The sequence below is a fragment of the Bradyrhizobium sp. HKCCYLS2038 genome (assembly GCF_051167655.1).
Classification (GTDB): domain Bacteria; phylum Pseudomonadota; class Alphaproteobacteria; order Rhizobiales; family Xanthobacteraceae; genus Bradyrhizobium.
Genome location: NZ_JBNPTM010000002.1, coordinates 511,523 through 536,335 on the forward strand (window position 1 = coordinate 511,523; position 24,813 = coordinate 536,335).

The following is a 24,813-nucleotide window of genomic DNA, read 5'->3' on the forward strand; positions in this document are numbered from 1 at the left end:
AACGTGATCCAGCCCTAGCGCCCGCCGACTTCAACGGCGCGGCGGATGATGTCAGAGACGTGCAATCAGGTTTCCCGATGAACACATGGCCTCCTTTGACGCCGCGGGCATGGGCGCCCATCACTGGCGTACCGGCGCTCGGACCGCCGATCACCACCGCGAGCGATATTCCCCCGGGTCGATGTCGCGTGAACAGCTGAATAGCTTGTGACCAGCATCACAGTTGATGAGTTTGGACCATCGTATTTTCGACAGCTGTGCTATTCTGCGGTCTTTCCGATCCGGACTTTTCCCGATGCATATTCCGTTGCCACCCCTTTTTTGTCTCGTCATTCTGCTGTCCTGCCTCTTCAACGTAGAGGCGCGCGCTGAGAAGCGCATTGCGCTGATCATCGGCAACTCCAGCTATCAACACGTACCACGGCTTGCAAACCCCATCAGCGACGCAACGGCAGTAGCCGACACGCTGAAACGTGCTGGATTCGATTCGGTCGATTTGCGTCGCGATCTGACCATCTCCGACATGAGGCGCGTGCTTCGGGACTTCTCGAACAACTCACGGGATGCGCACGTCGCCGTCCTCTACTTCGCCGGCCACGGCATCGAGGTCGACGGCACGAACTATCTCATTCCGACAGACGCGACTCTCGAGCAGGACTCTGACGTCTACGACGAAACCATTTCGCTGGACCGCGGGCTGGCTGCGATCGAACCGGCCAAACAACTTCGGCTGGTGATCCTGGATGCCTGCCGCGACAATCCGTTTGCGCGGTCGATGAAACGGACCGTTGCGTCGCGCGCGGTCGGGCGTGGCTTGGCCAAAGTCGAGCCCGCCAGTCCGAACACCCTGATCGCTTTTGCGTCGAAGGCGGGATCGACCGCCTCAGACGGCGACTCAGGTCACAGCCCATTCACAGCTGCGTTGGTGCAGCATATCGCGAAGCCCGGCCTGGATCTGCGAAAGGCATTCGGCTTTGTACGGGACGACGTCCTGAATGCGACCAAGAATGTACAAGAGCCGTACGTTTATGGATCTCTAGGTGGAAACGACGTGCCGCTGATTCCGGCTACACCGGCCGATGCCAGCAGCGCATCATCGCCTCCCGAAGCCGCGGTGCAGCGCTTCTACGAATATGCGCTTCAGGTGAATACCAAGGCAGCATGGGACGCGTTTCTGGAGACGTATCCTTCGGGCTTTTTCGCCGTTCTTGCCAAGGAGCGTCGCGACAAACTAGCTGAACAGTCAGGAACGGCAGCATCGGCTGGACGAGCGAAGGAGGCGGACCAGAAGACATCCCTCACTGCCGCGCCCACGAAGACAGATGCCCCTAATCAGCTGCCCGAAAGGGCAGAGTCCCAGAAATTGCCGCTCGGCTCCACGGCAGACCAAAAGGTCGATGGCAACGCAATTTCCGAGCCGGACCGCATGAAGAGTGCGGCCATAGATCCGTCAGTCGCCAAGGCGACAGATCAAGCAAGCAGAAGCACGACCGACCTCGCCCGTTCTCTACAAGCTCAACTAAAACGAGTTGGCTGTTATACCGGCGCAGTCAATGGCGATTGGGATAGCGCATCTCAAAAAGCGCTTGGATTGTTCAACCGACACGCCGGTACGCAATTGGACGTCAAGCTCGCAAGCGTCGAAGCCGAGGATTTCGTCAAAGAACGCCCGCGCCATACTTGTCCGTTGAGCTGCGCACCGGGCTACAGAGCCGAGTCCGACGGCTGCGCCAAGATCGTCTGCAGCAAGGGCTTCCAATTGACCCCGGAAAATACGTGCGAACGCACGGCTTCAAAGGAGCAGAAGCCCCAAGAGCAGAAATCCGCCGAACCGACCAGACCATCGCCTCCAACAGATCGAAACAAATCCGCTGCACAATTGATGAAGGATTTCACGAACAGTCCCACTTGCTCGAACATTCGAATAGCCTGCGAAAAATCCTTAAGTCCTGGGCATTGCGCGGCGTCTTACGCCCAATGCATGCAGACTGGCCGATGGAAAAGCGGCGTCAGCCAATACGAAGGACTTGCGCGTCAATAGGCACGGGCGAGCTAGAAGGGCGCTTAAACTGGGCCGCTGCCAATGCGCTTGCTGATCGGCGGTAGGCTACGCAGCCGCCGCTTTGCGGCGGCTGCTTTGCCTACCCTACGGCACCGCGCGCGACAGGCGCAGCGGCACGCTCAGCGCGCGAGCACCTCGACCTCGCCGTCGACGCCGTTGACGACGGCGAAGGAGCGCTCGAACACCTTGCCTTCGTTCTTGGCGATGGCGCGGTAGTCGCCTTCGGACAGCACGACCTTGGGGAAGGCGCCGATCGATTCCTTGATCACGTCGCCGCCGGGGTTGATGACCGACCAGGCGGTGTTGGCGAGCGCCTCGCCGCCCTTGTCGGAGACGAGCTTCAGGGTGATGACGGCGGCGCGATGCGTCACCGTGACGTCGGTGAGCTTGCTGGCCTGCACGCGAATGTCGGAGCGCACCACCGAGTTGGCGTCGCCATAGTTCGAGACGATGTAGTAGGTCCCCTCCGGCAGCATCAGCACGTCGCCGGCCGCAACGTTGGGAACGATCGGCGCGCGCTCGCGACCGTCGAACTGGCTGCCCTTGTAGATCGCGAACGAGATCTGGTTCTGCGGGATCTTGCTGGTTCCGACCCGGCCCTCGAGGCGCAGGCCGCCGGCCGGCAGCAGGAAGGATTCGCGGTCGGTCTCCGCCTTCAAGGTCACCGTCCTCACGGCGCTGACGAGGCCGAGCGCGACATGGACGACGTAGTTGCCGGGCGGCAGCACGATGTTCGGCGTCGCGCCGCGATCCTCGCGCAGCATCTTGAAGGCGCCGGTCTCGTCCGGCCGGTCGGCGAAGACGCGCCAGACCAGACCGCCATTGATGCCCGGCAGATCCTTGCCGTAACGCGCCGACAGCGACAAAACGCCCTGGTTCGGCGCCGCGGTGGGAGGCGCGGCGACCGCTGGAGGCGCGACCGGCGCCCCCGGCGGAATCGCGGCCATCGGCGGACCGGGCAGCGCCTGCGGCACGGCCGGCGGCGGGGCGACGGGGCCGGCTCCAGGACCGGAGGGCGGTGCCAGGCTGACGGCGGCCCCGGGATCGGGTACCGGAGCGGGCGGGATCGGCGGCGGACGATCGCTGAACAGCTGCGCCGCGGCCGGCGATGTGACGAGGCTGGGCGGCAAGCATGCCAAGGCCAGCACGAGCCATAGTGGCCCGCTGCGCCGGAATCTGCTGAACCCGCGACCTGTCGTCATCATCCTGCTTTTGACCGAAAACGGGGCAAATTCAAGCCTCTGCTGTCCTGTCCGAAGGGAACATTCAACGCCCTGGGCCGCCGTTGCGGCGTTCTCCGCGGGGCCGGCGATGGTGCGGGCCGGTCGCAAGAGATCAAATCGGCGGCATCGCCTGCCCACGTCAATCGGCATAAAGAATGCTTCTGGTAGGCTTGCCGCGGAATGGTGGCCCGGCCGCGGTAAGCGGCGTGCCGGCCTGGTTGCAGTGCGTGGAGATGACGGTGCTGGACATGTTGATGGGACGCCGCCAGAGCGGAGGCGATGCCTCCGCCGTCGGTCTCGGCACAATCCGAAAGCCGGTCATCGGACTTGCGCTCGGCGGCGGCGCGGCGCGCGGCTTTGCCCATATCGGCGTGATCAGAACCCTGCAGGCGCATGGCATCGTGCCCGACGTGGTGGTCGGCACCTCGATCGGCGCCGTGGTCGGCGGCGCCTATGCGGCCGGCCAGCTCGATGCGCTGGAAGAATGGGCGCGCAGCCTGCAGATGCGCAACGTGCTCGGCTATCTCGACATCCGCCTCAACGGTTCCGGCCTGATCGGCGGCGAGAAGCTCGCCGCCCAGCTCGAGGCGTCGCTCGGCCGGGTCGGCATCGAGGACCTGCCCATGAAGGTCGCGACCGTCGCGACCGAGATCCGCACCGGGCACGAGATCTGGCTGACCCATGGCAGCCTGGTCGATGCGATGCGCGCCTCCTACGCCCTGCCCGGCATCTTCGCGCCGGTCCTGATCGGCGACCGCTGGCTGGTGGACGGCGCCATGGTCAATCCCGTGCCGGTGTCGGCGGCACGCGCGCTCGGCGCCGAGATCGTCATCGCCGCCAATCTGTCGAGCGACGTGTTCACGCATTCGACGACGATCTACTCGCATGGCCAGCCCGTCGAGGTGCCGGAGACGGTGATCGAGAGCACCCCGCCGAAGCGGCGCTTCGGCAAGCTGTTCTCGCCCGAGCGCGCCGTGAAGCGGCAGTTCTTCGGCGGCGGCGGCCGGCCCGGCATCTCTTCGGTGATGGTCGACGCCTTCAACATCATGCAGGACCGCATCACTCGCGCCCGGCTCGCGGGCGACCCGCCGGACCTCCTGATCTCGCCGCGCGTCGGCCAGATCGGCTGGTTCGATTTTCATCGCGCGGCCGATCTCATAGCGTTCGGCGCCAGGGCGGCCGAACGCGCGCTGGACTCGATCCACGAAGCGATCGGCCAGACGACCGGAGCGGCCGCGCCGACCGGCGGCGGAGCTACGCCGTCTTGATGTACTGACGGAGCGCTTCCTGCTCGGTCTCGTACTCGTTGACGCGCCACTTCACGACGTCGCCGATCGAGATCAGGCCGACCACGAGACCGCCTTCGATCACCGGCAGATGGCGGAACTTGCCGTTGGTCATCATCTCCATGATCGCGGCAACCGTGTCCGCCGGCTTGCAGCTGATGACCCTGCGCGTCATCACGCCCGACACCGGCTCGGTGAGGACACCGGCGCCGCGCTCGCCGAGCGAGCGCACGATGTCGCGCTCGGAGAGGATGCCCTCCATCCGCGAGCCCGACATCACCAGCACCGCGCCGATCTTGCGTTCGGCGAGCAGCTTGGCGGCTTCGGCGAGTGTGGTCTGAGGCTCGACGCTCTCGACCTTGTGGCCCTTGGTGTCGAGGATCGCACGTACTGTCATTGCTCGTCTCCTTGAGAGGCCGGTGCGCCCTTCTCATCGAGGCATCGTGACGGCCGATGCTTGCAGCAGTCTTCAGTCAAGCGAGTCTTGATCAGGTGTCGTCATCAGATGTCGTCATCAGGTGGCAATGCACCCATCACGTTCTGGTTGCAGTGCTCATGACAGGCGCCCGGAAACTGGCCGAGGCCACCTGCCTTATTTGTCCGGAATCGTGTTCCGGTTGCATCGGACGCAAATGATGAATGAAATCACCCGCGCTCGCAAGCACGGGATCGCAGCAACTAACTGTCGACCGGCTCGGAAGGCAACGCAGGTGCAACATCATCACGCACATGCGGGATCGGATCGAACAGCGCGAACAGGACCAAGCCGGCAACGAAGCCGCCGATATGGGCCTGCCACGCTACGCTGGCACCGTCGGCGCCGGGCGTCAGGTCGAAGGCGCCGAACAGGATGTTGATGCCGAACCAGACAATGAGGAAGCCGAGCACCCGCGAATTGCGCAGCGCACGCGACAGTGACAACGCCGGCACCCGCGCCGCGGCTTCAACGTCACCGCGGTTGAACGACAGGAAGCCGCCGCGGACGAAGGCAAACCGCATCGCCGCGGCCATCGCGCCCGACACCGACGCCGAGGCGCCGATCATCGGCGCCAGCGCGTGCTCATGGGTGACGAGGTGCGCCAGCGCGCCGGCCGCCGCCGTCACTGCCATGAACAGATAGAACCTGACAGCTCCGAAGCGGCGCGCCAGCGCGCTGCCGAACGGCAACAGCCACAGCACGTTGAAGCCGATATGCATCAGGTTGGCGTGCAGCAGCGAGTAGCTGACGAAGGTCCAGATCTTGGCCGGCGTACCGCCCGGAAACGCGCCGTCCATGAGGGTGGAGTCGTACCGTTTCGGGACGAAGGCGAACAGGTTGACGATCCAATTGTCCCAGTCGTCGGGCAGCACGACACGCAGATGGATCACCGCGATCAGGACGACATAGGCCGTCAGCGCGCGAGGAAGGTTCAGGATCGGTTCCTGCGGCGTGACCAGCGGCGGATCTTGCGTGAGGTCGGACGGGGAATCCAAGGGAACATACGCTTTCGACGGAGGAACAGACCCGTCAGATAGGCGGCTTCAGCCGGCCTGCGCAAGCGCACACATGCAGAGTTGATGAGCGGGGTCGTCGCGGGGATCGCAGGAGAAAGAAAAAGAGGGAGGGTTCTGAGAAAACCCTCCCTCGCAAGATCCGCCGGTCTTTTCCGCCGCAGGGAGCCCGGGATTGATCCCCACCCCTCCCCGTCGCGACAACCGGACTTGTTTGACGCCGCCTTCGTGTACCTGCGTCCCGGCGAAGCTTTGATGGTCCGCCGCGACCTGATGAACGGTTCTTTAACGATCCTCCGGGCGCTGCCAAGCACATCGTTAATTTAACCTTAACGCGCGGAAGCTGCTGACAAGGCTGGCAGGATCGCACCATCGGCATGGACGCTGCACAGCCCCTCCTGCGAAAACAAACCAGGGAGGCGCCTGGACGAAAGCGGGACAGCGATGTCCCGGCGACGTCGAGGACGCGAGGGGTCACCACATGAAACATCCGTCCAATCGCGAGCTGTTCGCCTATTGGAACGCGAAGCGCGGCCATGGCAAGGCGCCGGAGCGCTGCGACTTCGAGCCGTCAGCGGTGCGCGAGCTGCTCGGCGACATCTTCGTGCTGTCCTGCGACGCCGACTTGGGCTTCCCGTTCCGCATGGCCGGCACGCGGCTCTGCGCCCTGCTCGGCGGCGACGTCAAGGACAAGAGCTTCCCGGCGCATTTCACCGCCTCGAGCCGCCGCGAGATCGAGGAAATCACCACGGTGGTCGCCGAGGACGTGTTGCCGGCGATCGCCGGCATCAAAGCCGAAGCGCCGGACCACAGCATCGCGCATTTCGAGCTCCTGCTGCTGCCGTTCGCCATGCGCGCGCATGAGCCGATCAGCCTGACCGGCCTGCTCGCGCCGTTCGAGACGCCGCAGGGCGCGCTCGGCCCGCTGGAGATCGTCTCCTGGCGTTACATCCATCCGCCGGCCGAGCCGATGGTGCCTCGCACGCTGCGCAAGCTCGCGCTCGCCCGCGGCCTGATGGTCTATGAGGGCCTGCGCTAGCCGGACGCGTCAGGGCGTGCCGGTCAGCGGCGTCACCGGGCTGCCGTCCGGCGCGAACACGGCGATGCGGTCCGACACCACGATGGACGTCAGATCGCGTCCGACCACCAGCGGTCCCTGATAGGTCGTTCGCGTCCGCGCGATGAGCGCGGCCTCGGGCACGTCTTGCACCGGCTTCGCCGTGGCAAACACGATGTGCGAGTAGACCGCGAGCTTCGGCTTCGCGCGGGTGAAGATCTGGCCGGCCTCCTCGGGCGAGGTGTGGTGATCCTCGATCGCCCGGTAGCTCGGATAGGTCTTGACCAGATCCGGCTCGATCACCGCGACCTCGTGGATCAGGAGGTCGGCGCCTTCGGCCGCCTTCTCGACCCGCGGATCCGGCTTGGTGTCGCCCGACAACACCACCCGCTTGCCGTCGAACTCGACGATGTAGCCGAGCGCCGGCTTGATCTTCTCGCCGTGATTGACCTCGATTGCACTGACCTTCACGCCATTTCGGTCGTAGACGATCCCCGGGCCGACGTCGGTCGCGGCGAAGGCGACGCCCTCCGGCGGATAGTTCTCGTCCGCGATGCGAATGCGGATGTCCTCCGAGAACGCCTTGGTGAGGTTCTCGGTCATGGCGACCGTCCCCTTCGGTCCGAACACCACCATCGGTCCCTTGCGCGACGCCCACGGCGTGCCGATCCAGCCGCTGAGCCACATGTCAGGCAGGCCGACGACGTGGTCGGAGTGCAGATGGGTGATGAAATGCGCCGTGATGCTGCCGAGCGGGATGCCCTTCTGGAACAGGCGGATGGTCGAGCCCCGGCCGAGATCGAACAGCAGCCGCTCCGGCCCCGCCTCGATCAACGTCGCGGCGCTGAAGCTCGACAGCCGCGGCGTCGGCGTCCCGGTCCCGAGCAGCGTGACCTTGAGGTCGGCGCAAACCGCCGGCGACGATCCAAACGCGGCGCAGGCAATCGCCAGCACCGCACCCACCATGCTCCGCATCGAACCCTCCCTGAGCTGTCATTGGCGCTTTCGCGCGGGAGCCGTTGTAGCAGCATCGCCGGCAACCTCCACGTGGTTGCCACGGCCAACGAGGCGGTGCTGCGATAACGCTGAATTAACCGTGCAGCATTTACTTTCGTTGCCGGATCATCCGGTCCTGTAAAGAGCCGGCTTTGAGTGGCGAAACATGGCGTTGCCGAACAAAAAACTGTCTCTTCCGGCCGCCGAGGAGCGCCGCCGTTTCCAGCGCGTCAAGGTTCACCTGCTCGGCCGGTACATGCTGCCGGACCGGCGTGAGTTTCCCTGCCAGGTGATCAACATGTCGCCGGGCGGGCTGGCGTTGCTGGCGCCGGGCATCGGCAATGTCGGCGACCGCGTGATCGCCTATCTCGACCATATCGGCCGCGTCGAGGGCAAGATCACCCGCATCATCGACAACGGCTTTGCGATGACCATCGGTGCCACCGCGCGCAAGCGCGACAAGCTCGCGGCACAGCTCACCTGGCTCGCCAATCGCGACATCCTCAATCTGCCGGAGGATCGCCGCCACGACCGTATCATTCCGCGCAACCCGATCGCGGTGATGACGCTCGAGGACGGCACCAAGATGACCTGCCGCATCATCGACATGTCGCTGTCGGGCGCGGCCATCGCGGCGGAGAACAAGCCGCCGCTGAAATCGCAGGTCATGCTCGGCCGTGTGCAGGCACGCGTGATCCGCAATCTCGAAGGCGGCTTCGCCATCGAGTTCCTGCACGCGCAACTCGCCGAAACGCTCGAAGAGAGCGTTACCGCGCGGTAAAGCCGCAGCTCGCGCAAATCCCGCAACTTCACGGAGCACACGGCGTCCGCCACCGCGGGCGCCGTGTGCCGTTCGACGATCGCACGGCTCGTCCAGTGCAGTTAACAATCGACCTGAAGAGCGCGCCCAACGCTGCAATCACAGCGGTTCCCGGCTTAATGCACAGCCTTTGAATCAAACCCGATTGATTCAAATTTTAAGCGAATTCGATTCAAGAGAAGTGCGAATTATCCCTTTGTTTTACTTGGATTTGCGTCAAATCCATCGTGGCGATTTAGCGGCAGCGAAAAATCTTTGTGAGACACATGGTCCCAACGAAAACGGGGGCCAAAATGGTCAGGCGGACGGGACAGATCAAAGCGCTGGCGGCGGGCGCCATGCTGATGGCGATGGGCGCAATGGCGCATGCCGGTGATGACCGGGTGCTCTATGCGAGCCTTGGCGACGTCACGCGGGCCCCGATCGGCTGGATCGAGTTCTGCACCGACACTCCCGAGGAATGCCGCGGCGGCACGTCGCAGCCCCGCGACATCGTGCTGTCCCAGACGGCGTGGCGGGACCTGATAAAGGTCAATCGTTGGGTCAACGAGAACGTCAAGCCGATCACCGACATGGACCATTGGGGCGTGGTCGAGAAATGGTCGCTGCCGAGCGATGGCTATGGCGACTGCGAGGACTACGTGCTGCTGAAGCGCAAGCTGCTGATCGATGCCGGCTGGCCCCGCGAGGCGCTGCTGATCACGGTGGTGCGCGACAAGAAGGGTGAGGGACATGCCATCCTCACCGTGAAGACCGACAAGGGCGAATACGTTCTCGACAATCAGAGCGAGAGCGTCGTCGCCTGGACCGAGACCGGCTACCGCTTCGTCAAGCGGCAGTCGCAGAGCGACCCTAACGTCTGGGTCTCGCTCGGCGACGGTCGCCCGGCGGTGGCCACCGCCAGCGCCCGCTAACGCTGAAACAGAGGCGACACAGGAATTCGAGTTACGCGACCCGGTCACATCCCCACCCCTCCCCGTCCCAGACCGGTTCGCGCGCGGCCAGGCCTCCCCCAAGGCCTGGCCGCACCTTTTTGGAGCGCACGAAATCCGCGCGATGGCCTTGGCCGCCGCCTTGCCAGGGCAACGACAGCGACATGCCTGAATGGCCACGCAGGACCGCTGACTGCCGGATTCGGCAAGCAAGCTCCGAGATCGGGCGTTGACTTCTGAATGGCACGAAGGTTGGGTCGGCACCCGATCACCGCTTCGCCCGTTCAGAGTTTGAACCTCTTGGCCCTTGTTCGTTCCCGAGATCCGCTTCGCGCAGCAGGTCCGTCGTCCCGTGCGCGCCGCGCCGGACACCTGCCCCTGCCACCGACCTCGCGCCGCAGCCTCCGTGCGAGCCATCCGGCCGCTCCATCCGTCGGGAGCCGGTCAGCGGCGGATGCTGACGACCTGGTCATCGCTTGCCTGCCGGAACGCCGGACGTGAAAGCCGAGAGCTATCGCCCGGACATCGATGGCCTGCGGGCCATCGCGGTGGTGTCCGTCGTCCTGTTCCACGCGATCCCGCGAAAACCGCTCGGCGGGTTCGTGGGCGTCGACATCTTCTTCGTCATCTCCGGCTATCTGATCACCGGCATCATCGTCGGAGGCCTCGCGACCGCGACCTTCAGCTTCCTGGACTTCTACCGGCGCCGCATCCGCCGGATCTTTCCCGCGCTCGGCATCGTGCTGCTGTTCTGCCTCGCCATCGGCTGGTTTGCGCTGTTTCCGAGCGAGTACGCGATGGTCGGAAAGCACGTGATTGCCGGCGGCGCCTTCGCGGCCAACCTGATGTTCTGGAGCGAGGCCGGCTATTTCGACGTCGTCGCGGAAACCAAGCCGCTGCTGCATCTCTGGTCGCTCGGCGTCGAGGAGCAATATTACGTGCTGTGGCCGGCGCTGCTGTGGGCGACCTGGCGGCTGCGCCTGAGCGCGCTCGTGTTCACCGGCCTCTGCCTCGCCGCCTCGTTCGCCTACTGCCTGCATCTGACCGCACTCGACCCGACGGCCGCCTTCTACAATCCGCTGTCGCGCGCCTGGGAGCTGTTGCTGGGCGCTCTGCTCGCCCTCGCCATGCAGCGCGGGCACCGGCTGAGCGCACGCCTGACGCCCGCCGCAGCACTGGGCGGGCTGATCCTGCTGATCTACGCGATCGTCAACACCCGGCCGGGTGACGGTTTTCCGGGCTGGCAGCCGCTGCTGCCGACCGTCGGCACCGTCCTCCTCATTGCCAGCGGACCGGACACCTGGATCGGCCGCAACGTTCTCGGCAACGGCGTCATGCGGTGGATCGGGTCCGTGAGCTACCCCTTTTATCTCTGGCACTGGCCGCTGCTGTCGTTCTACCGGATCTGGACCTTCCAGCATCCGCCGCTCGGCATCGCGCTGCTGCTCGTCGCATCGAGCCTGATGCTGGCCTGGATCACCACACGGCTGGTGGAGGCGCCGATCCGGTTTTCCGCGATTCCCTATCGCGCCGCGGTCGCCTCCGCGCTGGTGCTGATCGCCATCACCGGCGGCACCACCGTGCTGTCCGCCAACGGCTTCACCTCGCGGTTCGACTCGCACTTCGCGAGCTACTTCACGGCGTTGGCGACCGACCCTGCCAAATTTCCCGAGGACCGCGGACTAAGCGACCAGAACCAATGTAACTTCTACGATTTCGCGGCCGCCAATGGAGGCTTTCCGACCCTGGTCCCGCGCCCCGGCATCGCGCCGTCCTGCTACACGCCCCCTCCCGGCACGCGGTCCGTTCTGCTGTGGGGCGACTCGCATGCGGCCGCCTATCTGCATGGGCTACAGGCGGAACTGCCGAAAGACGTGGCGCCGCTCCTGATCTTCGGATCCGGCTGCTCGGTCTATGTCCCCGATGCCCAGCGTCCGCGGCAGCCCTATTGCGACCGGACCAACTCGTTCGTCCTGCAGAACATCAAGCAGACACCTCCCGACGTGCTGCTGATTGCCCCCTCGACGCCGGTTCCGCTCGAGGTCGCCAGGCAATTGGCGGCGCTGGCGCGCGAATCCGGCGTCAAACACGTCGTCGTCGTCGGGCCACTGCCCCGCTTCGTCGCCGATCTCTACAAGATCGTCATGCGCAGGTTCTGGCCCGATGTGCCCAAGCGTATCCGTGGCTTCACCGCCGAATGGTTTGCAGCGACGGATCGTGCCTTCAGCGCGTCGATCGGGCCGCACGAGCCGTTCGACTACATTTCCATGATGGACCAGTTCTGCAACGCCGACGGCTGCCTGGTCTTCGTGGGCGATGATCTCGAAGCCGGCTTGGTGGTCTCCGACAAGGAGCACCTTCGTCCCAGGGCCTCCGAGTTCGCCGCCAGGAACGGCTTCATGCCGGTGCTTGCGCGACTGCTCGCGGCGGACGATGCGGCGAGCGCGGAAAAGCCGCCGAACTAGGCGGCATTGCTCGCGGCGCGCCGCGACAAACTTGTTTTGGCCTTGCTTGCCATGTACGTCCCCGAGCGGCAGGCACGTCCGGCCGAGCTTGTCTTCCCGTGGCTGTCCAGTTTAGGTTGCTGGCATGATCATCCTGCGATGCGCGACGCTGCTGGCCGCAGCCCTGACCCTGGCAAACTGCTGCATGTCCGGCACCGGCTGCTCGGGTCCGATGGCGTCTGCCAGCGCGCCGGCGGCTGAACCGGCCATGGCTGCTGCGCCGAAGGTGGTGACGGCACAGCCGGTGGCGGCGGAAGCCGACTGGGATGGCCGGGTTGCCTCCTCCGAGACCGACACCGAGATGGTGATGGAGCCGGACGTCGGGGGCGCGCGCAAGGGCGGCAAGCGCCGCGATTCCCGGGTCGACGCAATGTCCTCGCAATCGACCGGGCGCGGCCGCATGAGCTGGGAGGACGAGCAGGCGGCCGATCTTGCCGACGAGGCCCGCCTGAAGCAGAAGCTCACGATCTGCCGGAACTGCGGCCCCAACCAGTAAAGACCGGCCTGCGCCGGCCCCTGTCTGCCGCGTTCCGAAATGTGGAACCGCGCCATCCCCGGCAAAGCCCTGCCACCTTTCAGTCTTGCAGGCCTCTCTTTTGTCGGATTTCCTAATCAAATCTTGACGGCGTGCTCGTCCGCTAGACGCACGACCTGCGCCTCGAGCGGATAAGGTTCTTTGCTCGAATTTGTCCGCGCCTTCCGTTTGGGAGGAGCGATCGAGAAGCTTTTTTCGATTGAGGGTGGTTTCGTGATGAATCCGGTGACCCGCGACATCAGGCTGTATGGCGACACGTCCAGCCCCGTCGCCCTCAGGAGCTCGCAGCCGATCGCGCTCGCGGCGGCCACCTTCGTGGTGCTCGTCGCCGGCATTGGCGGTATTTTGTTATGGCGCGCCAATGGCGGCTCGCCTCCGGAGGTCGAACGCGGCGCCGTGACGCGACAGCTGCAGGCTCGCACGGTGCAGGCGTCGGAGCAGCTCGTCGAGAAGACCAGGGGTCTCGAAGCCACGCAGCAGGAATCGATCGATCAGCTGCAGCTCATGCAGGAGGAGTTGCAGACGATGCGGCGGCTGCTCGCCACGCAGCAGGCCGACACCAAGCGGCTGTCAGAGCAGGTCTCGACGCTGCGCGACTCCATCGACGGCTTGCGCCAATCGTTCGCCAGCACGCAGTCATCGGACCAGGCCTCTGCCCCGCCGCGCAACCGAAGCATACGGGCCCGCGCCCACGCCAGCCGCAGCGGCCACCGGCATCGCCGCAGCCGGTCCTGACACGAGGCTGTACAATTCCTGCCGAAATTTCCCGGGCCCTTGTGAAGTGCTTCACAGATGTCCGCCACGATTCAGGCCATCTTCATCGTACCGGATGGCGAGCCAATTTCAGGATGGCACAGGGCCAATTTCAATATCCGGGGCTGGCAAGGTCGTTGGCGTCATACTGCGCCGACGGCCTTGTTCTTTAAGCACCTCGCTTTTTGCGGCGCGGAATCCGGAGGGGCCGCCACGGACGCGGCTCTCCGGCTGGTGACTTGCTTTTCACCGGCACTTCTCGGCTCAATGCGCACCCAAGACGCAGAGGAGCTCCCCATGTCCGCCGAAACCGCACTGACACCCGACGTCATCGGACTGACCAAAGTCGCGCCGTTTTCGCGCCGCGGCTTCATGACGGCCTCCGCGGCGGTCACCGCCGGCTATACGCTGGCTGCAGGCCCGGTCCGGGCGGAGGTGATCACGACCGACACCAGCGGCCTGAATGTGGGCGACGCAAAGATCAAGGTCGGCGACGGCGAGATGCCTGCCTACTTCGCGCGCCCCGCCAGCGCCAGCAACCCGCCGGTCGTTGTTGTGGCGATGGAGATCTTCGGCCTGCACGAATACATCAAGGATGTGACGCGCCGTCTCGCCAAGCTCGGCGCGCTCGCCGTGGCCCCGGACTACTACTTCCGCAAGGGCACCGACCTCACCAAGATCACCGACATCAAGGAGCTGCTGCCGATCGTGAATGCGAAGCCCGATGCGGAGCTTGTGTCGGATCTCGACGCCACCGTCGCCTGGGCCAAGTCACAGGGCGGCGATACCTCGCGGCTCGGCATCATCGGCTTCTGCCGGGGCGGCCGCACGGTGTGGGAATATGCGGCCCACAATGCCGTACTTAAGGCCGGCGTCGCGTTCTACGGCCCGCTGACCGATGCGCCCAATCCGGTCTGGCCGAAAAGTCCGACGCAGCTCGCGCCCGAAATGAAGGCACCCGTGCTCGGCCTCTACGGCGAAGCCGACACTGGCATTCCCGTCGCCAGCGTCGATGCCATGAAGGCCGCGCTCGCAGAGAACAAGAAGACCGCGGAGTTCAAGATCTATCCCGGCGCGCCGCACGGCTTCCACGCCGACTACCGGCCAAGCTATCGCAAGGATGCCGCCGAGGATGCGTGGGCGCAGATGCAGGCCTGGTTCAAGAAGTACGGAGTGCTGAGCTGAAGGCACGATGACGTAGGACGGGGCAAAGCAGCCGCCGCGAGGCGGCAGCGCGCCCACCATCGCTCCACGAACTCATCAGTGGTTTGGTAGTCACGGCGTTCCGCAATCTCCCGTGCGGAGATGCAGAAGAAGAGCGCGTTTGGCGCGCCCCTCATTCTCAACGACAAGAGCGACCTGCCGATCAGCGCCGGCGCCGGACCTTGGCAGGCTGGCGAGCGCCTTGCTCGATCTCCCAGGCCATCCAGACCAGCGCCGCTCCGAGACTGATGACGACGCCCATGAAGACAAAGGTGAGTTCAGGGGATGTGAGTGAGTTCATCATACCTGGATCCCATGCAAGCGTTGCGCCAGCTCTTTCTCCATTGCCGCTCCGTAAATCGCAGCGGCAACAAATGGTGACGAGATATCGTTAAGGCGAAGTGACTGGCCAACGCGTCACGGCACCTGAAGGTTCACCGGGTCACTCGCAAACTTCGACCGGCCGTGTGCGCCAGCCGTGCGCTGTGCGTACGCGCTGGCGGACGACATAGCAGCCGCCGAGGTCCTCATAGGTGTAGGGGTAGTAGTACGGAGAGCCATAGTAATAGGGGGAGCCGAACCCGAATCCGATCGCGAAGCCTGGGCCGAAGCCGTGGTGAAAGCCGCCGTGGTAGAAGCCGCCATGATGAAAGCCGCCGCGCGCCGATGCCGTGCCTGGGACCATCAGCAACGCGATCACCCCGCACGCCAGCAATCCCACCCATGTCTTGCGCATCGATCCGTCTCCAATCCAGGCAGCCACACTTGAGCAGCAACGACCGCGTCGTTACCCCCCTGATGCAATCATCACATGATTGCACGAGGGTGTCTTAAGACCTGATTTGGAACAGTGTGCGGGCAGCGCACTCACATCTGCGCGATCATCGCAACTTCGCGCCAGAGCCGCGATTGCGGCAACAATCAGCAGCCGCGGCAGATGCTCTTGACCTTCTGATCGACCTTCTTGTTCTCCTGCAGGATCTCGGCGTCGCCCGTCGCATCGCCGCTCCGGTTCGGCCCTGTTGCCGCCGTGCCGCCGACGGCACCGCGACCGGTCCCTGTCGTCACACCCGAATTGCCCGCGCCGGAGCCAGCGCCGCTCGCTCCTGAGCCTGAGGATTGCGCGGTGCCCAGATTGTTCGTGCCGGGCGCGTTGGGCTGCGAAAGCCGCGAGGCATTGCCCTGCCCGCTCGGATCATTCAGCGAATTGTTGAGGCCGGCGGCATTTCCCGGGCCGACCGGGACGCCGCTCACGCCGGTGCTGCCGGCGCCGGCGGCTCCGGCACTGGGCGTGCCTGCCGCGCTCGGACTGGTGCCGCTCGCCGCGCCGCCGGCGCTTGCTCCCCCGCCGGAGCCGCCGGCTCCGCCACCACCGCTGCTCTGCGCGAACACCGCGGTGGCCGTGGTGAGGCCTGCAATCACGATCAACGTAGCTAATGAAAACCTGGCCATGGGACGCTCTCCCTTTACACTTCAACCCGACGGGGCAGACCGCGTTCCGGAACGAATGTGGATCGGAGGGGATTGATGCGACGAGGAGAGCAACGCGCCGTGCGCAAGCTGATCGCTTTCGATGAGGACATGTTCGACAAGCTGAAGCAGCTGGGCCGCGATCAGATGCTCAGCCTGCAGGATCTGGCGGACGAGGCCTTCATGGATCTGCTCGAGAAGCACGGCGTGCCGGCCGACCTGAAGGATGCGCTGCGCAGGAGCGTGGTAGAGGACGGCGGCCGCGCCGAACGGCCCGGACGCAAGGCGAAGAAGAGGAGCAAGACAGCAGCATGAGCACCGACCCCGATCCGTTCGAACAGGGCGAGCGCGCCGCCCGCGAGAACATTCCGGCCGAGGCCAATCCCTATCAGGACGGCAGCGAGCAGCATGCGCTCTGGGCGAGCGGCCATGAGCGCGTCGCCAGCGCCCGCGAGGCTAGCGAGTCCCAAGGAATCTGAAGCGACGAGATTTGCGATGATCCGGGACGCCGCTCGGCGCCGGCCTCAGCCGATTTTCTTCAGGCCCTTGGTGTAGCGCGGGCCCTTGGCGACGTAGGCCTGGGCCGCGATGCCCATCCGCTGGACCTGTGACGGCTCGAGCGTACGCACGACACGGGCCGGAGCGCCGATGATCAGCGAGTATTCCGGAAAGTCCTTGCCTTCGGTGATGATGGCGCCGGCGCCGACCACGCTGCCGCGGCGGATGTGGGCGCCATTCATGACGATCGAGCCCATCCCGATCAGCGCGTCGTCCTCCACCGTGCAGCCGTGCAGGATCACGTTGTGGCCGACCGTGACGTTGCGGCCGACGCGCAACGGAAAGCCGGGATCAACGTGGCAGGTGGCGTTGTCCTGGATGTTGGAGGCTTCGCCGATCTCGATCCAGTCATTGTCGCCGCGAATGACGGCGCCGAACCAGACGGTGACCTGCTTGGCGAGCTTGACGCGGCCGATCACGGTCGCGTTCTCGGCGATGTAGTAGTTGCCGTCTCCAGGCAGCTCGGGCGCCTGCCCGTCGAGTTCGTAGATGGCCATCGAGGTCTCCCGTTCGCGGATGACCTTGGCACAGCCCCGACGCCGATTTCAAGCAACCGCACCGCCACGCGGCGGGCTTGCGGAACTCAGGTCAGCACGCCGGCGGCGCGCAGCGTCATCACGAAAAAGGTGCCGGACATCATGCTCCAGAAGCCGGCGATCACGGTCGCCAGCATCACGAACTCGAACCGGCGGCGCTCGATGCGGGCGCCGCGCAGCGTGTTGCGCATGATGATGAAGGGCGCGGCGAACACCAGGAACGGCACGGCGGCGAAGCGGCGCGGCGTGAGCCCCTCCTGCAGCAGCTCGAAGCCCGGCGGACGCTCGGCATAGGCCTGAAAGCCGCTGGCCAAGGCCCCGGCCAGGGCGAAACCGATCAGGAGCGAGAACAGCGAATTGAACGCTTCCACCGACATCGAACGCACCCACACACTTGCAGAACTGCCCGATGCTGGTTTGGCAAAATCCCCGCTCGCGCGCCACATTATCCTTAAGGAAGGGTTAATTCCGGCTGCGTCGGGCGCACGGCCGGCGGCCGGTAAGATTCTGCAGAAATGCGCATCGGCGTGGCATAGTCGACGGTGATTCGATCCAGAGATCCCCTGCCCGTCATGTCGATGTTTTCGGTCCGCAGTGCCCGCTCAGCGAACGGCCATGCCGTGCCGATCCTGGCCGGCGGCGTGCTGGCCGTGACCGCAGTCGCGCTCATTGCCTATCTGTTGTGGCCGACGTGGCGCGCCGGTCAGTTCAAGGGGCCCGAGCGCCTGCCGGTCAGCATCGGCGGCACCGTGTTCAACGTGCCTTCCGCGGCCATCCGGGTGAAGATCCAGCGTCACACCGGGCCGCAGGAGCGTGTCGATCTCGGCTTCGACTATCCGTCGCTGACGCCGCCCGAGGCGCCGCACCACGTCTCGGCCGACCAGATCGACCAGACGCCGCATCCGATCGACCGCATCTTCGTGTCGATCTCGGCGCATCACGATGCGATGTCTCCCGAGACGCGGTTGAAGACGATCTACCCGCGCTATCTCAATCCGGCGGCGGTTTCGGTGCAGGACGGATTGACGATGCGCGGCTTCCGCGCCGGCACGCCCTATGACGTGGAGGACCTGTTCGTGGCCGAGCAGCCCGCGCTCGCCGCGCGCTGCACCCGCGACGCCGCCACGCCCGGCATGTGCCTCAGCGAGCGCCGCGTCGACGGCGCCGACATGGTGTTTCGATTCCCACGCAGCTGGCTGTCACAATGGCAGGACGTCGCGAGCGCGATGGAGCGGCTGACCGCGCAGATGCACGCGGTGAAGTAGCGGGCCGAACCGGCGGCCTCATGGTTCGAGACGCCCGCCTTGAGGCGGGCTCCTCACCATGAGGGTCGAGAGCTTCGCGTCGTGTTGCGGTTCTCGCAAAGGTCTTGAAACGACCTTCACCCCTCACCCTGAGGAGCCCGCAGCAAGCGGGCGTCTCGAAGGGCGAAGCCCGGACTCTGGCCTCGTGGCAGATGCACGCGGTGAAGTCGTTGGCCGTCGACGTCATCGCGGAGGGTGGGCAAAGAGGTCGCCCGCAGGGCGGCCGCGTGCCCACCGTCAATCATCGAAATCTGCGGCAAGATGGTGGGCACGGCGCCATCGCGAACTCGACGGCGGAGAGAGCTCACACGCGCCTTTGCCCACCCTACTTCTTACTCCACCAGATCGTCTTCCAGGATGGCCATCTGGAACTGGAACGAGCGATCGTCGTCCTCGTCGTCCACGAACAGCACGCCGATGAACTCCTCGCCGATATAGACCTCGGCGGAGTCTTCCTTCTTCGGCCGCGGCACGACGCGGATCTTGGGATTGCCGAACACGCGCTTCAGATACGCGTCGAGCTTCCTGACTTCCTGTACGTCCACGGGTGATCTCCAATCGCAGCGGGGTTGTTCGTCGCTTGAGAACGAGACAGCAGTTTCGTCCGTGTCCTCGAAGCTTGTTAGTTCAGTCCGTCCGTCCCGGCACTCATGCCAGCATCATCGCACGGACCTGAAAGGGACGCCGTGGATCTCACATTCAGTCCGCCGCTTCAATGGCGGATCGTCAGATCCACAGATCAGCGATGTGTTCGCACGAAATCCCGTGGTTGAAAAGCTCTTGACTCGGAGATTGAGAGCATGCGGTCGGGGTTCAGATCCCGATCGCGTTGATCATCTGGTCCATGGTGCGCGACGGCTCGGCGCAACCGGCTTCGCCGACGATCTTGGCCGGCACGCCGGCCACTGTGACGTTGTTCGGCACCGGCTTGACGACGACCGATCCGGCGGCGATGCGCGCGCAATGACCGACCTCGATGTTGCCGAGCACCTTGGCGCCGGCGCCGATCAGCACGCCGTGGCGGATCTTGGGATGACGGTCTTCGTTCTCCTTGCCGGTGCCGCCGAGCGTCACGCCATGCAGGATCGACACGTTGTCCTCGATGATGGCGGTCTCGCCGCACACGAAGCCGGTCGCGTGATCGAGGAAGATGCCACGGCCGATGCGCGCCGCCGGGTTGATGTCGGTCTGAAACACCGCGGACGAGCGGCTCTGCAGATAGAATGAGAAGTCCTTGCGGCTCTTGCGATGCAGCCAATGCGCGAGACGATGCGTCTGCAGCGCGTGAAAACCCTTGAAGTAGAGCAAGGGATCGATGAAGCGCGCGGTCGCGGGATCACGGTCATAGACGGCGACGAGATCGGCGCGGAAGGCGTGGCCGAGGTCCGGCTCGTCGCGCAGCGCGTCGTCGAAGGTCTGACGGATCAGGTCGCCGGACAGCGCTGAATGATCGAGCCGGTCGGCCACGCGATGCACGACCGCATCCTCGAGGCGACTGTGATGCAGCACCGTCGAATAGATGAAGGTGGCGAGTTCCGGCTCGCGCCGCACGATCTCTTCGGCCTCGTGGCGGATCCGGTCCCAGATCGGATCAAGCGCAGCAAGCTTTCCGCCCTGGTGGTGAGTCTGATGCATGGCCATGGCTGCTTCTCGCAACGTTCAGTAGGCGGGATCTATAGCACGGAGCATGAAATGGTGTCCTCCGCGAGCTGGTCGAGGTGACTCATTCCTTGCAGCGCATCTAAGTTGAAGAGAACACAAGGATTGAGACAATTCCGTTACAGACGCCGACACCGGCCGAGGCCGGCCCTGCGCGTCGGCTCAAATTGGTCAGCCGGAACCGGAATTCAAGTCGAGCTCCCGCCTCGACCCGGGCTTTGTTTCACATCAGCAGGGCGAGTTCCCGCGCCGCGGGATACCGGCCGTGAGGCAAAAAGGAACCAGTCCGGCCGAGAATGGCGGCCGTCCCCCGCTGGATCACGGGGTCGGCTTTACCGTGCAGACCTCTGCGTCTATTGCTGAATATCGCCCCTGACCATATCTGGCCATGGTGCTCCTAACGGGGGGACGAGGCATCAGCAACACACAGATCCTGGACGAACGCGCGACCGAGGCCGGTACGGCCTGGTTGCCCGTCATTGTCCTCCCGCTCTTCCTGGTCGCGCCGGCGTTGTGGAACGGTTACCCACTGCTGCAATGGGACACCGGAGGATATCTCGCGCGCTGGTACGAGGGCTATCTGGTGCCCAGCCGCTCGACGGTGTTCGGCCTCTATCTGCACTGGGGCGAGGGATCGAGCTTCTGGCTCAATCTCGGGCTCCAGGCGCTGGCGACGTTATGGATTCTGCAGCTGACCTTGCGCGTGCTCGGCCTGGCCCAGCCGCTGCGCCTGTTATGGATCGGCCTGCTGCTGATCCTGACCACTGCCCTGCCCTGGCTTGCCAGCCTGCTGCTCACCGACATCTTCGCCGGCCTGTCGGTGCTCGCGCTGTTCATCCTGGTGACCCAGACGCGCCGGACCTCGGCGTTGGAGAAATGCGCGCTGTTCGGCTTCGTCGCCTTCTCCTCCGCGACCCACAGCGCCACGCTGGGCGTGCTGCTCGGCCTGTGCTGCGCCGGCTGGATCGCCTATCCGTGGATGCGCCGGCAGATCGCGCTATCCGGCCTGATCCAGGCCAGCATGACGATCGTCGCCGGCGCGGCCATGCTGCTCGCCGCCAATTTCGCGCTGTCGGGCCAGCTGGCCTGGACTCCCGGCGGCACCGGCGTCGCCTTCGGCCGCATGCTGCAGGATGGCATCGTCACGCAATATCTGAAGGATCATTGCGCGCAGGAGAAGCTGAAGCTCTGCCCGTACCGCAACGAGCTGCCGCCCACGGCCGATGACTTCCTGTGGGGCAACAGCATGTTCAACAAGCTCGGCCGCTTCGAGGGCATGAACGACGAGATGGGCTTCATCGTGAAGCGCGCGCTCGCCGCCTATCCGCTGTGGCAGGCCAAGGCGGCGGCGGTGGCAACGGCCGAACAGCTGACGCATGTCGCCACCGGGGAAGGCACCAGCGGCTGGGTGCCGCACACCTATGGCATCATCGAGCGCTACATCCCCTCTCAGATCAAGCAGATGCGCGCCGCACACCAGCAGCATTGGGAGATCAACTTCGCAGTCGTGAACTGGCTGCACGTGCCGGTCGCCCTGCTGTCGATGCTCATCGCCGCGGCGATCGCCGTCCATGCGGTGTGGCGCCGGCGGCGCGACGACGTTGCGCTACTCGCGGTGACCGTGTCGCTGGCCCTGCTCGGCAACGCGGTGATCTGCGGCGTCATCTCCGGACCGCACGATCGCTATGGCGCGCGTATCGTCTGGATAGCGACCTTCACGGTGCTGATTGCGGCGGCGAGGTGGTTCAGCGGCAGCGAGCGGCCCGCTCAGCAGTAGGGTGGGCAAAGCGGCCGCCGCAGGCGGCAGCGTGCCCACCGTCGGGCGGCGCATCGTGTTGTGAGATGGTGGGCACGGCGCTACCGAAAGCGCATGCGCGGACAGAGCGCGGCCGCGCCTTTGCCCACCCTACAGCAACGGGTCGTTCCGCACGCGAACGTCACCGACGCGCCAGGAAATCCACCACGCCGGCCTTGTAGACCTTGTCGCCGACTGCGCGCATGTGGTCGCGGTTGGGAATGTCGAGCACCTCAGCGCCCGGGATGAGCGCGCCGAGCGCCGGCCCTGAGCCCGAGACCTCGTCGGTGGTGCCGACCGCCACCAGCGCCGGCACCGCGATCCGCCCGACCTCCTCGCGCGACATCAATCCGCGCGAGCCGCGCATGCAGGCGGCGAGCGCCAGGCGATCGGAGCGGGTCTGGTCGGCGAAGGCGCGGAAGGTGCGCCCGACCGGATCGGTGACGTCGTCGAGCGACGGCGCCTCCAGCGCCGCGGCGACATTCTCGCCGGGACCGCCGCCGTCGATCATCGCCATGCCGATGCCGCCGAAGATCACCGAGCGCAGGCGCTCCGGCGTGGTCAGCGCGATGTGGCCGGCGATGCGACCGCCGAGCGAGTAGCCCATGACGTCGGCGCTGGCGATGTCGAGATGATCCATCAGCGCCGTCACGTCGCTCGCCATCGCCGCGATCGCGTACTGCGCCGGATCGTAGAGTTTGGCGGAGTCGCCGTGGCCGCGATTGTCGAGCGCGATGACGCGGCGGCCGGCCTTGCGCAGCTCGGTGATCCAGCCGGGATAGATCCAGTTGACGTTCTTGGTCGAGGCGAAGCCGTGGACGAGCACGATCGGATCGCCCTCCCCCTCGTCGATGAAGGCGATGTCGACGGCGCCGTTGGAGAAACTCGGCATCGGTCTGAGGTCCCGGGACTCTGGAGTGAGATGGTTCGGCGAACTCTAGCCGCAGGGCGCGGCCGCGGCCAGATCGGTGCGCACGGTGGCGGCCTGCATCCGGCGCAGACGCCGCCGCTTGCCGCGATCGATCAGCCCTTGCGTGGCGCGCTCGGTCATGGACTTGAGCGACGCGACGAAGCCGAGCAGCGTCATGGCGGCGCCGAACAGCCAGAGCACGAGATTGAACGCGCCGGCCGTCAGCAGCAGCGCGCCGCGGCCGAGCAGCTTAAGGATGGCGCGGGTCTGGCCGCCCTTGGTTTCGGCCAGGCGGGCGGCACGCGCGATATCCTTCGGCCCCTCGGCGAGCTTGAGCGAATCCAGCGCGCCGCGGGTGCCGGCCTTCTCGGTGATGCGGCCGACATCCTTGCCGAGCCGCACCAAAGCGCCGGCCTTCTCGGCGCGAAACGCCGCCCGGATCGCGGTCGCCGTCTCGCCGGGCCGCAGCACCGAACCTGAGGCGACCGCCTGCTGCAACAGCGGCGCATCGACCACCTCGCGCGCCGAGCGCCCGGCCCAGACCGCCAGCCCTTCGCCGAGCCGGCCGACTTTTCGCGCATCCTTCACCAGGGTCAGCCCTGCCCGCACCGGCGCAGCGCCGCCGGCCGAGACGTATGTTGCGGCGGTCACGGCAAGCCCGGCGGTGGCGAGACCGAGCACCAGCCGGTCGGTCTCCTCGCCCATCACCAGATGCTTGCCCTCGCGCACCGCGTCGCGGATGTCGCCGAACACGAACAGGTCACCGGCCACCGTGCCAGACAGGCTCGCGACATCGTCGGCCTGTCCGGTGACGAGACCGGTCGCAAATCGCTTGGCGACACTCGTCGGCGCCTTCTCGGCCGCGACGGCGTCGCTCACGCGCTGCACCAAGGCCGGATCCAGCACGATATGATGATCGCCGGCCAAGGCGACGAAGCTCTCGGCGAGATCGGGATCACCGGCGGCCAGCGCATCGTCGATGCTGCGTGCGATGCGCGCCGGTTCGTTCTGCAGCAACGGCGCGAGCTGCAGCTCCGACAGCCGCGCCGGATCGTCCTGCGCAGCGATGACGGCACCTGCCCGAGTGGCATGCGGCCACAGCGCAGCGCCGACGCCAGCGCTGACTGCAAGGCCGGCCAGAGCCAGGCTGAACCTCAGACCGATTCGCTTCGAGATCACGCTGCCATCACGTTTTCGCGCGGGAATGCACGTCAAACATAGGATGTCCGGCCGCCGACACAACGGCCCCGACGAAAGAAGGGCTTCTCGCAGGCGGCAGGTTTGTGTCGAATCCACAAGCGCGAAAATAACGGCGTGCGTCACACCCAACGCAGGTTCCCAACCCCTAGGAATTGGCCTACTGGCTCAGTATGGTGCGCCGCCGTTCCGCGACGTCGGCGCTGCGATCCTGTCCTGTCGGCCGTGTTTCCCGCGCTGATTCGTTCTGCTCTTCTTGAGACCCAAGGTGAAACCGATGGCCGATAACGTCGTCCCGCATTTCCACAACGATGCCGGTGTCCCGGTGATCGAGATCGGCTCGCATGAGTTCATGTGCGTGGGCGCGAACCCGCCGTTCGATCATCCGCATGTGTTCCTCGATCTCGGCAACGACAAGGAAATCATCTGCCCGTACTGCTCGACGCTGTACCGCCATGCGCCGGATCTCGCCGCAGGCGAAGCGCGGCCGCCGGAATGCGTCCTGAAGGACGTCGCCTGATC

General features: G+C 65.4%; 27 protein-coding genes. 14 read left to right on the plus strand and 13 right to left on the minus strand.

Going from position 1 to position 24,813, the window contains the following annotated elements; genetic code table 11:
* Positions 1-295 precede the first annotated feature (295 nt).
* Positions 296-2,041: a caspase family protein gene (locus tag ACQR1I_RS11500; protein WP_434864703.1), complete on the plus strand. Its 1,746-nt coding sequence runs from the start codon at positions 296-298 to the stop codon at positions 2,039-2,041.
* Between the two features lie 140 nt (positions 2,042-2,181).
* On the opposite strand, the gene ACQR1I_RS11505 is transcribed toward ACQR1I_RS11500, so the two are convergent.
* Positions 2,182-3,267, minus strand: a complete 1,086-nt coding sequence (locus ACQR1I_RS11505; protein WP_434864704.1) for a hypothetical protein — start codon at positions 3,265-3,267, stop codon at positions 2,182-2,184.
* Between the two features lie 257 nt (positions 3,268-3,524).
* Between ACQR1I_RS11505 and ACQR1I_RS11510 the strand changes: the two genes are divergently transcribed.
* Positions 3,525-4,553 (plus strand): patatin-like phospholipase family protein, encoded by a 1,029-nt coding sequence (locus tag ACQR1I_RS11510; protein WP_434864705.1) that lies wholly within the window; start codon positions 3,525-3,527, stop codon positions 4,551-4,553.
* Here ACQR1I_RS11510 and ACQR1I_RS11515 read toward each other — a convergent pair.
* Together ACQR1I_RS11515 and ACQR1I_RS11520 are read right to left on the minus strand one after the other, a co-directional pair.
* Positions 4,540-4,968, minus strand: a complete 429-nt coding sequence (locus ACQR1I_RS11515) for a CBS domain-containing protein (RefSeq protein WP_434864706.1) — start codon at positions 4,966-4,968, stop codon at positions 4,540-4,542. The genes ACQR1I_RS11510 and ACQR1I_RS11515 overlap by 14 nt on opposite strands.
* A gap of 281 nt (positions 4,969-5,249) precedes the next feature.
* Positions 5,250-6,044 (minus strand): rhomboid family intramembrane serine protease, encoded by a 795-nt coding sequence (locus tag ACQR1I_RS11520; protein ID WP_434864707.1) that lies wholly within the window; start codon positions 6,042-6,044, stop codon positions 5,250-5,252.
* Between the two features lie 499 nt (positions 6,045-6,543).
* Between ACQR1I_RS11520 and ACQR1I_RS11525 the strand changes: the two genes are divergently transcribed.
* The gene (locus ACQR1I_RS11525) at positions 6,544-7,101 is read left to right on the plus strand and encodes a PAS domain-containing protein (protein WP_434864708.1); all 558 of its coding nucleotides are present in this window, start codon (positions 6,544-6,546) and stop codon (positions 7,099-7,101) included.
* Positions 7,102-7,110: 9 nt separating this feature from the next.
* Here ACQR1I_RS11525 and ACQR1I_RS11530 read toward each other — a convergent pair whose 3' ends face one another.
* Positions 7,111-8,094, minus strand: a complete 984-nt coding sequence (locus ACQR1I_RS11530; protein ID WP_434864709.1) for an MBL fold metallo-hydrolase — start codon at positions 8,092-8,094, stop codon at positions 7,111-7,113.
* A 187-nt stretch (positions 8,095-8,281) separates the two neighbouring features.
* On the opposite strand from ACQR1I_RS11530, the gene ACQR1I_RS11535 reads away from it, so the two are divergent.
* From ACQR1I_RS11535 to ACQR1I_RS11560, 6 genes are all read left to right on the plus strand, one after another.
* Positions 8,282-8,896: a PilZ domain-containing protein gene (locus ACQR1I_RS11535; protein WP_434864710.1), complete on the plus strand. Its 615-nt coding sequence runs from the start codon at positions 8,282-8,284 to the stop codon at positions 8,894-8,896.
* Positions 8,897-9,228: 332 nt separating this feature from the next.
* Positions 9,229-9,849, plus strand: a complete 621-nt coding sequence (locus ACQR1I_RS11540; RefSeq protein ID WP_434864711.1) for a transglutaminase-like cysteine peptidase — start codon at positions 9,229-9,231, stop codon at positions 9,847-9,849.
* Positions 9,850-10,364: 515 nt separating this feature from the next.
* Entirely contained in the window at positions 10,365-12,332 is a 1,968-nt protein-coding gene (locus tag ACQR1I_RS11545; RefSeq protein WP_434864712.1) for an acyltransferase family protein, read from the plus strand.
* 124 nt (positions 12,333-12,456) lie between these two features.
* The gene (locus tag ACQR1I_RS11550; protein ID WP_434864713.1) at positions 12,457-12,867 is read left to right on the plus strand and encodes a hypothetical protein; all 411 of its coding nucleotides are present in this window, start codon (positions 12,457-12,459) and stop codon (positions 12,865-12,867) included.
* A 255-nt stretch (positions 12,868-13,122) separates the two neighbouring features.
* Positions 13,123-13,641 carry a hypothetical protein gene (locus ACQR1I_RS11555; protein ID WP_434864714.1) on the plus strand — a complete coding sequence of 173 codons (519 nt, stop codon included), beginning with the start codon at positions 13,123-13,125 and terminating at the stop codon, positions 13,639-13,641.
* Positions 13,642-13,956: 315 nt separating this feature from the next.
* Positions 13,957-14,844, plus strand: coding sequence for a dienelactone hydrolase family protein (locus ACQR1I_RS11560; RefSeq protein ID WP_434864715.1), 888 nt, complete (start codon positions 13,957-13,959; stop codon positions 14,842-14,844).
* Between the two features lie 181 nt (positions 14,845-15,025).
* Here the strand turns inward: ACQR1I_RS11560 and ACQR1I_RS11565 are convergent, their stop codons facing one another.
* The 3 genes from ACQR1I_RS11565 to ACQR1I_RS11575 all read right to left on the minus strand — a co-directional run bounded on the left by ACQR1I_RS11565 (position 15,026) and on the right by ACQR1I_RS11575 (position 16,314).
* Positions 15,026-15,166, minus strand: coding sequence for a hypothetical protein (locus tag ACQR1I_RS11565; protein WP_434865144.1), 141 nt, complete (start codon positions 15,164-15,166; stop codon positions 15,026-15,028).
* A gap of 138 nt (positions 15,167-15,304) precedes the next feature.
* Positions 15,305-15,598: a hypothetical protein gene (locus ACQR1I_RS11570; RefSeq protein ID WP_434864716.1), complete on the minus strand. Its 294-nt coding sequence runs from the start codon at positions 15,596-15,598 to the stop codon at positions 15,305-15,307.
* A gap of 185 nt (positions 15,599-15,783) precedes the next feature.
* Complete coding sequence (locus tag ACQR1I_RS11575; protein WP_434864717.1) at positions 15,784-16,314, minus strand: hypothetical protein; 531 nt, start codon at positions 16,312-16,314, stop codon at positions 15,784-15,786.
* Positions 16,315-16,389: 75 nt separating this feature from the next.
* Here ACQR1I_RS11575 and ACQR1I_RS11580 point away from each other — a divergent pair, with 75 nt between their 5' ends.
* Both ACQR1I_RS11580 and ACQR1I_RS11585 read left to right on the plus strand, forming a co-directional pair.
* Positions 16,390-16,647, plus strand: a complete 258-nt coding sequence (locus ACQR1I_RS11580) for a hypothetical protein (protein ID WP_434864718.1) — start codon at positions 16,390-16,392, stop codon at positions 16,645-16,647.
* Complete coding sequence (locus tag ACQR1I_RS11585) at positions 16,644-16,811, plus strand: hypothetical protein (protein ID WP_434864719.1); 168 nt, start codon at positions 16,644-16,646, stop codon at positions 16,809-16,811. The genes ACQR1I_RS11580 and ACQR1I_RS11585 overlap by 4 nt, the downstream gene beginning before the upstream one ends.
* A 45-nt stretch (positions 16,812-16,856) precedes the next feature.
* Here ACQR1I_RS11585 and ACQR1I_RS11590 read toward each other — a convergent pair whose 3' ends face one another.
* Together ACQR1I_RS11590 and ACQR1I_RS11595 are read right to left on the minus strand one after the other, a co-directional pair.
* Positions 16,857-17,387, minus strand: coding sequence for a gamma carbonic anhydrase family protein (locus ACQR1I_RS11590; RefSeq protein ID WP_434864720.1), 531 nt, complete (start codon positions 17,385-17,387; stop codon positions 16,857-16,859).
* Between the two features lie 86 nt (positions 17,388-17,473).
* A complete protein-coding gene (locus ACQR1I_RS11595; RefSeq protein WP_434864721.1) occupies positions 17,474-17,803 on the minus strand; it encodes a DUF6949 family protein in 330 nt (109 codons plus the stop codon).
* Between the two features lie 195 nt (positions 17,804-17,998).
* On the opposite strand from ACQR1I_RS11595, the gene ACQR1I_RS11600 reads away from it, so the two are divergent.
* The gene (locus ACQR1I_RS11600; protein ID WP_434864722.1) at positions 17,999-18,691 is read left to right on the plus strand and encodes a hypothetical protein; all 693 of its coding nucleotides are present in this window, start codon (positions 17,999-18,001) and stop codon (positions 18,689-18,691) included.
* Positions 18,692-19,062: 371 nt separating this feature from the next.
* On the opposite strand, the gene ACQR1I_RS11605 is transcribed toward ACQR1I_RS11600, so the two are convergent.
* Both ACQR1I_RS11605 and cysE read right to left on the minus strand, forming a co-directional pair.
* Positions 19,063-19,275 (minus strand): DUF3126 family protein, encoded by a 213-nt coding sequence (locus tag ACQR1I_RS11605; protein ID WP_006611186.1) that lies wholly within the window; start codon positions 19,273-19,275, stop codon positions 19,063-19,065.
* 268 nt (positions 19,276-19,543) lie between these two features.
* Positions 19,544-20,371, minus strand: a complete 828-nt coding sequence (gene cysE, locus ACQR1I_RS11610) for a serine O-acetyltransferase (RefSeq protein ID WP_434864723.1) — start codon at positions 20,369-20,371, stop codon at positions 19,544-19,546.
* A 406-nt stretch (positions 20,372-20,777) separates the two neighbouring features.
* Here cysE and ACQR1I_RS11615 point away from each other — a divergent pair, with 406 nt between their 5' ends.
* Positions 20,778-22,166 (plus strand): hypothetical protein, encoded by a 1,389-nt coding sequence (locus tag ACQR1I_RS11615; RefSeq protein ID WP_434864724.1) that lies wholly within the window; start codon positions 20,778-20,780, stop codon positions 22,164-22,166.
* 160 nt (positions 22,167-22,326) lie between these two features.
* Here the strand turns inward: ACQR1I_RS11615 and ACQR1I_RS11620 are convergent, their stop codons facing one another.
* Positions 22,327-23,076 carry an alpha/beta fold hydrolase gene (locus tag ACQR1I_RS11620; protein WP_434864725.1) on the minus strand — a complete coding sequence of 250 codons (750 nt, stop codon included), beginning with the start codon at positions 23,074-23,076 and terminating at the stop codon, positions 22,327-22,329.
* 45 nt (positions 23,077-23,121) lie between these two features.
* Entirely contained in the window at positions 23,122-24,273 is a 1,152-nt protein-coding gene (locus tag ACQR1I_RS11625; RefSeq protein WP_434864726.1) for a hypothetical protein, read from the minus strand.
* 295 nt (positions 24,274-24,568) lie between these two features.
* Here ACQR1I_RS11625 and ACQR1I_RS11630 point away from each other — a divergent pair, with 295 nt between their 5' ends.
* Positions 24,569-24,811, plus strand: coding sequence for a zinc-finger domain-containing protein (locus tag ACQR1I_RS11630; protein WP_434864727.1), 243 nt, complete (start codon positions 24,569-24,571; stop codon positions 24,809-24,811).
* Positions 24,812-24,813: the final 2 nt, after the last annotated feature.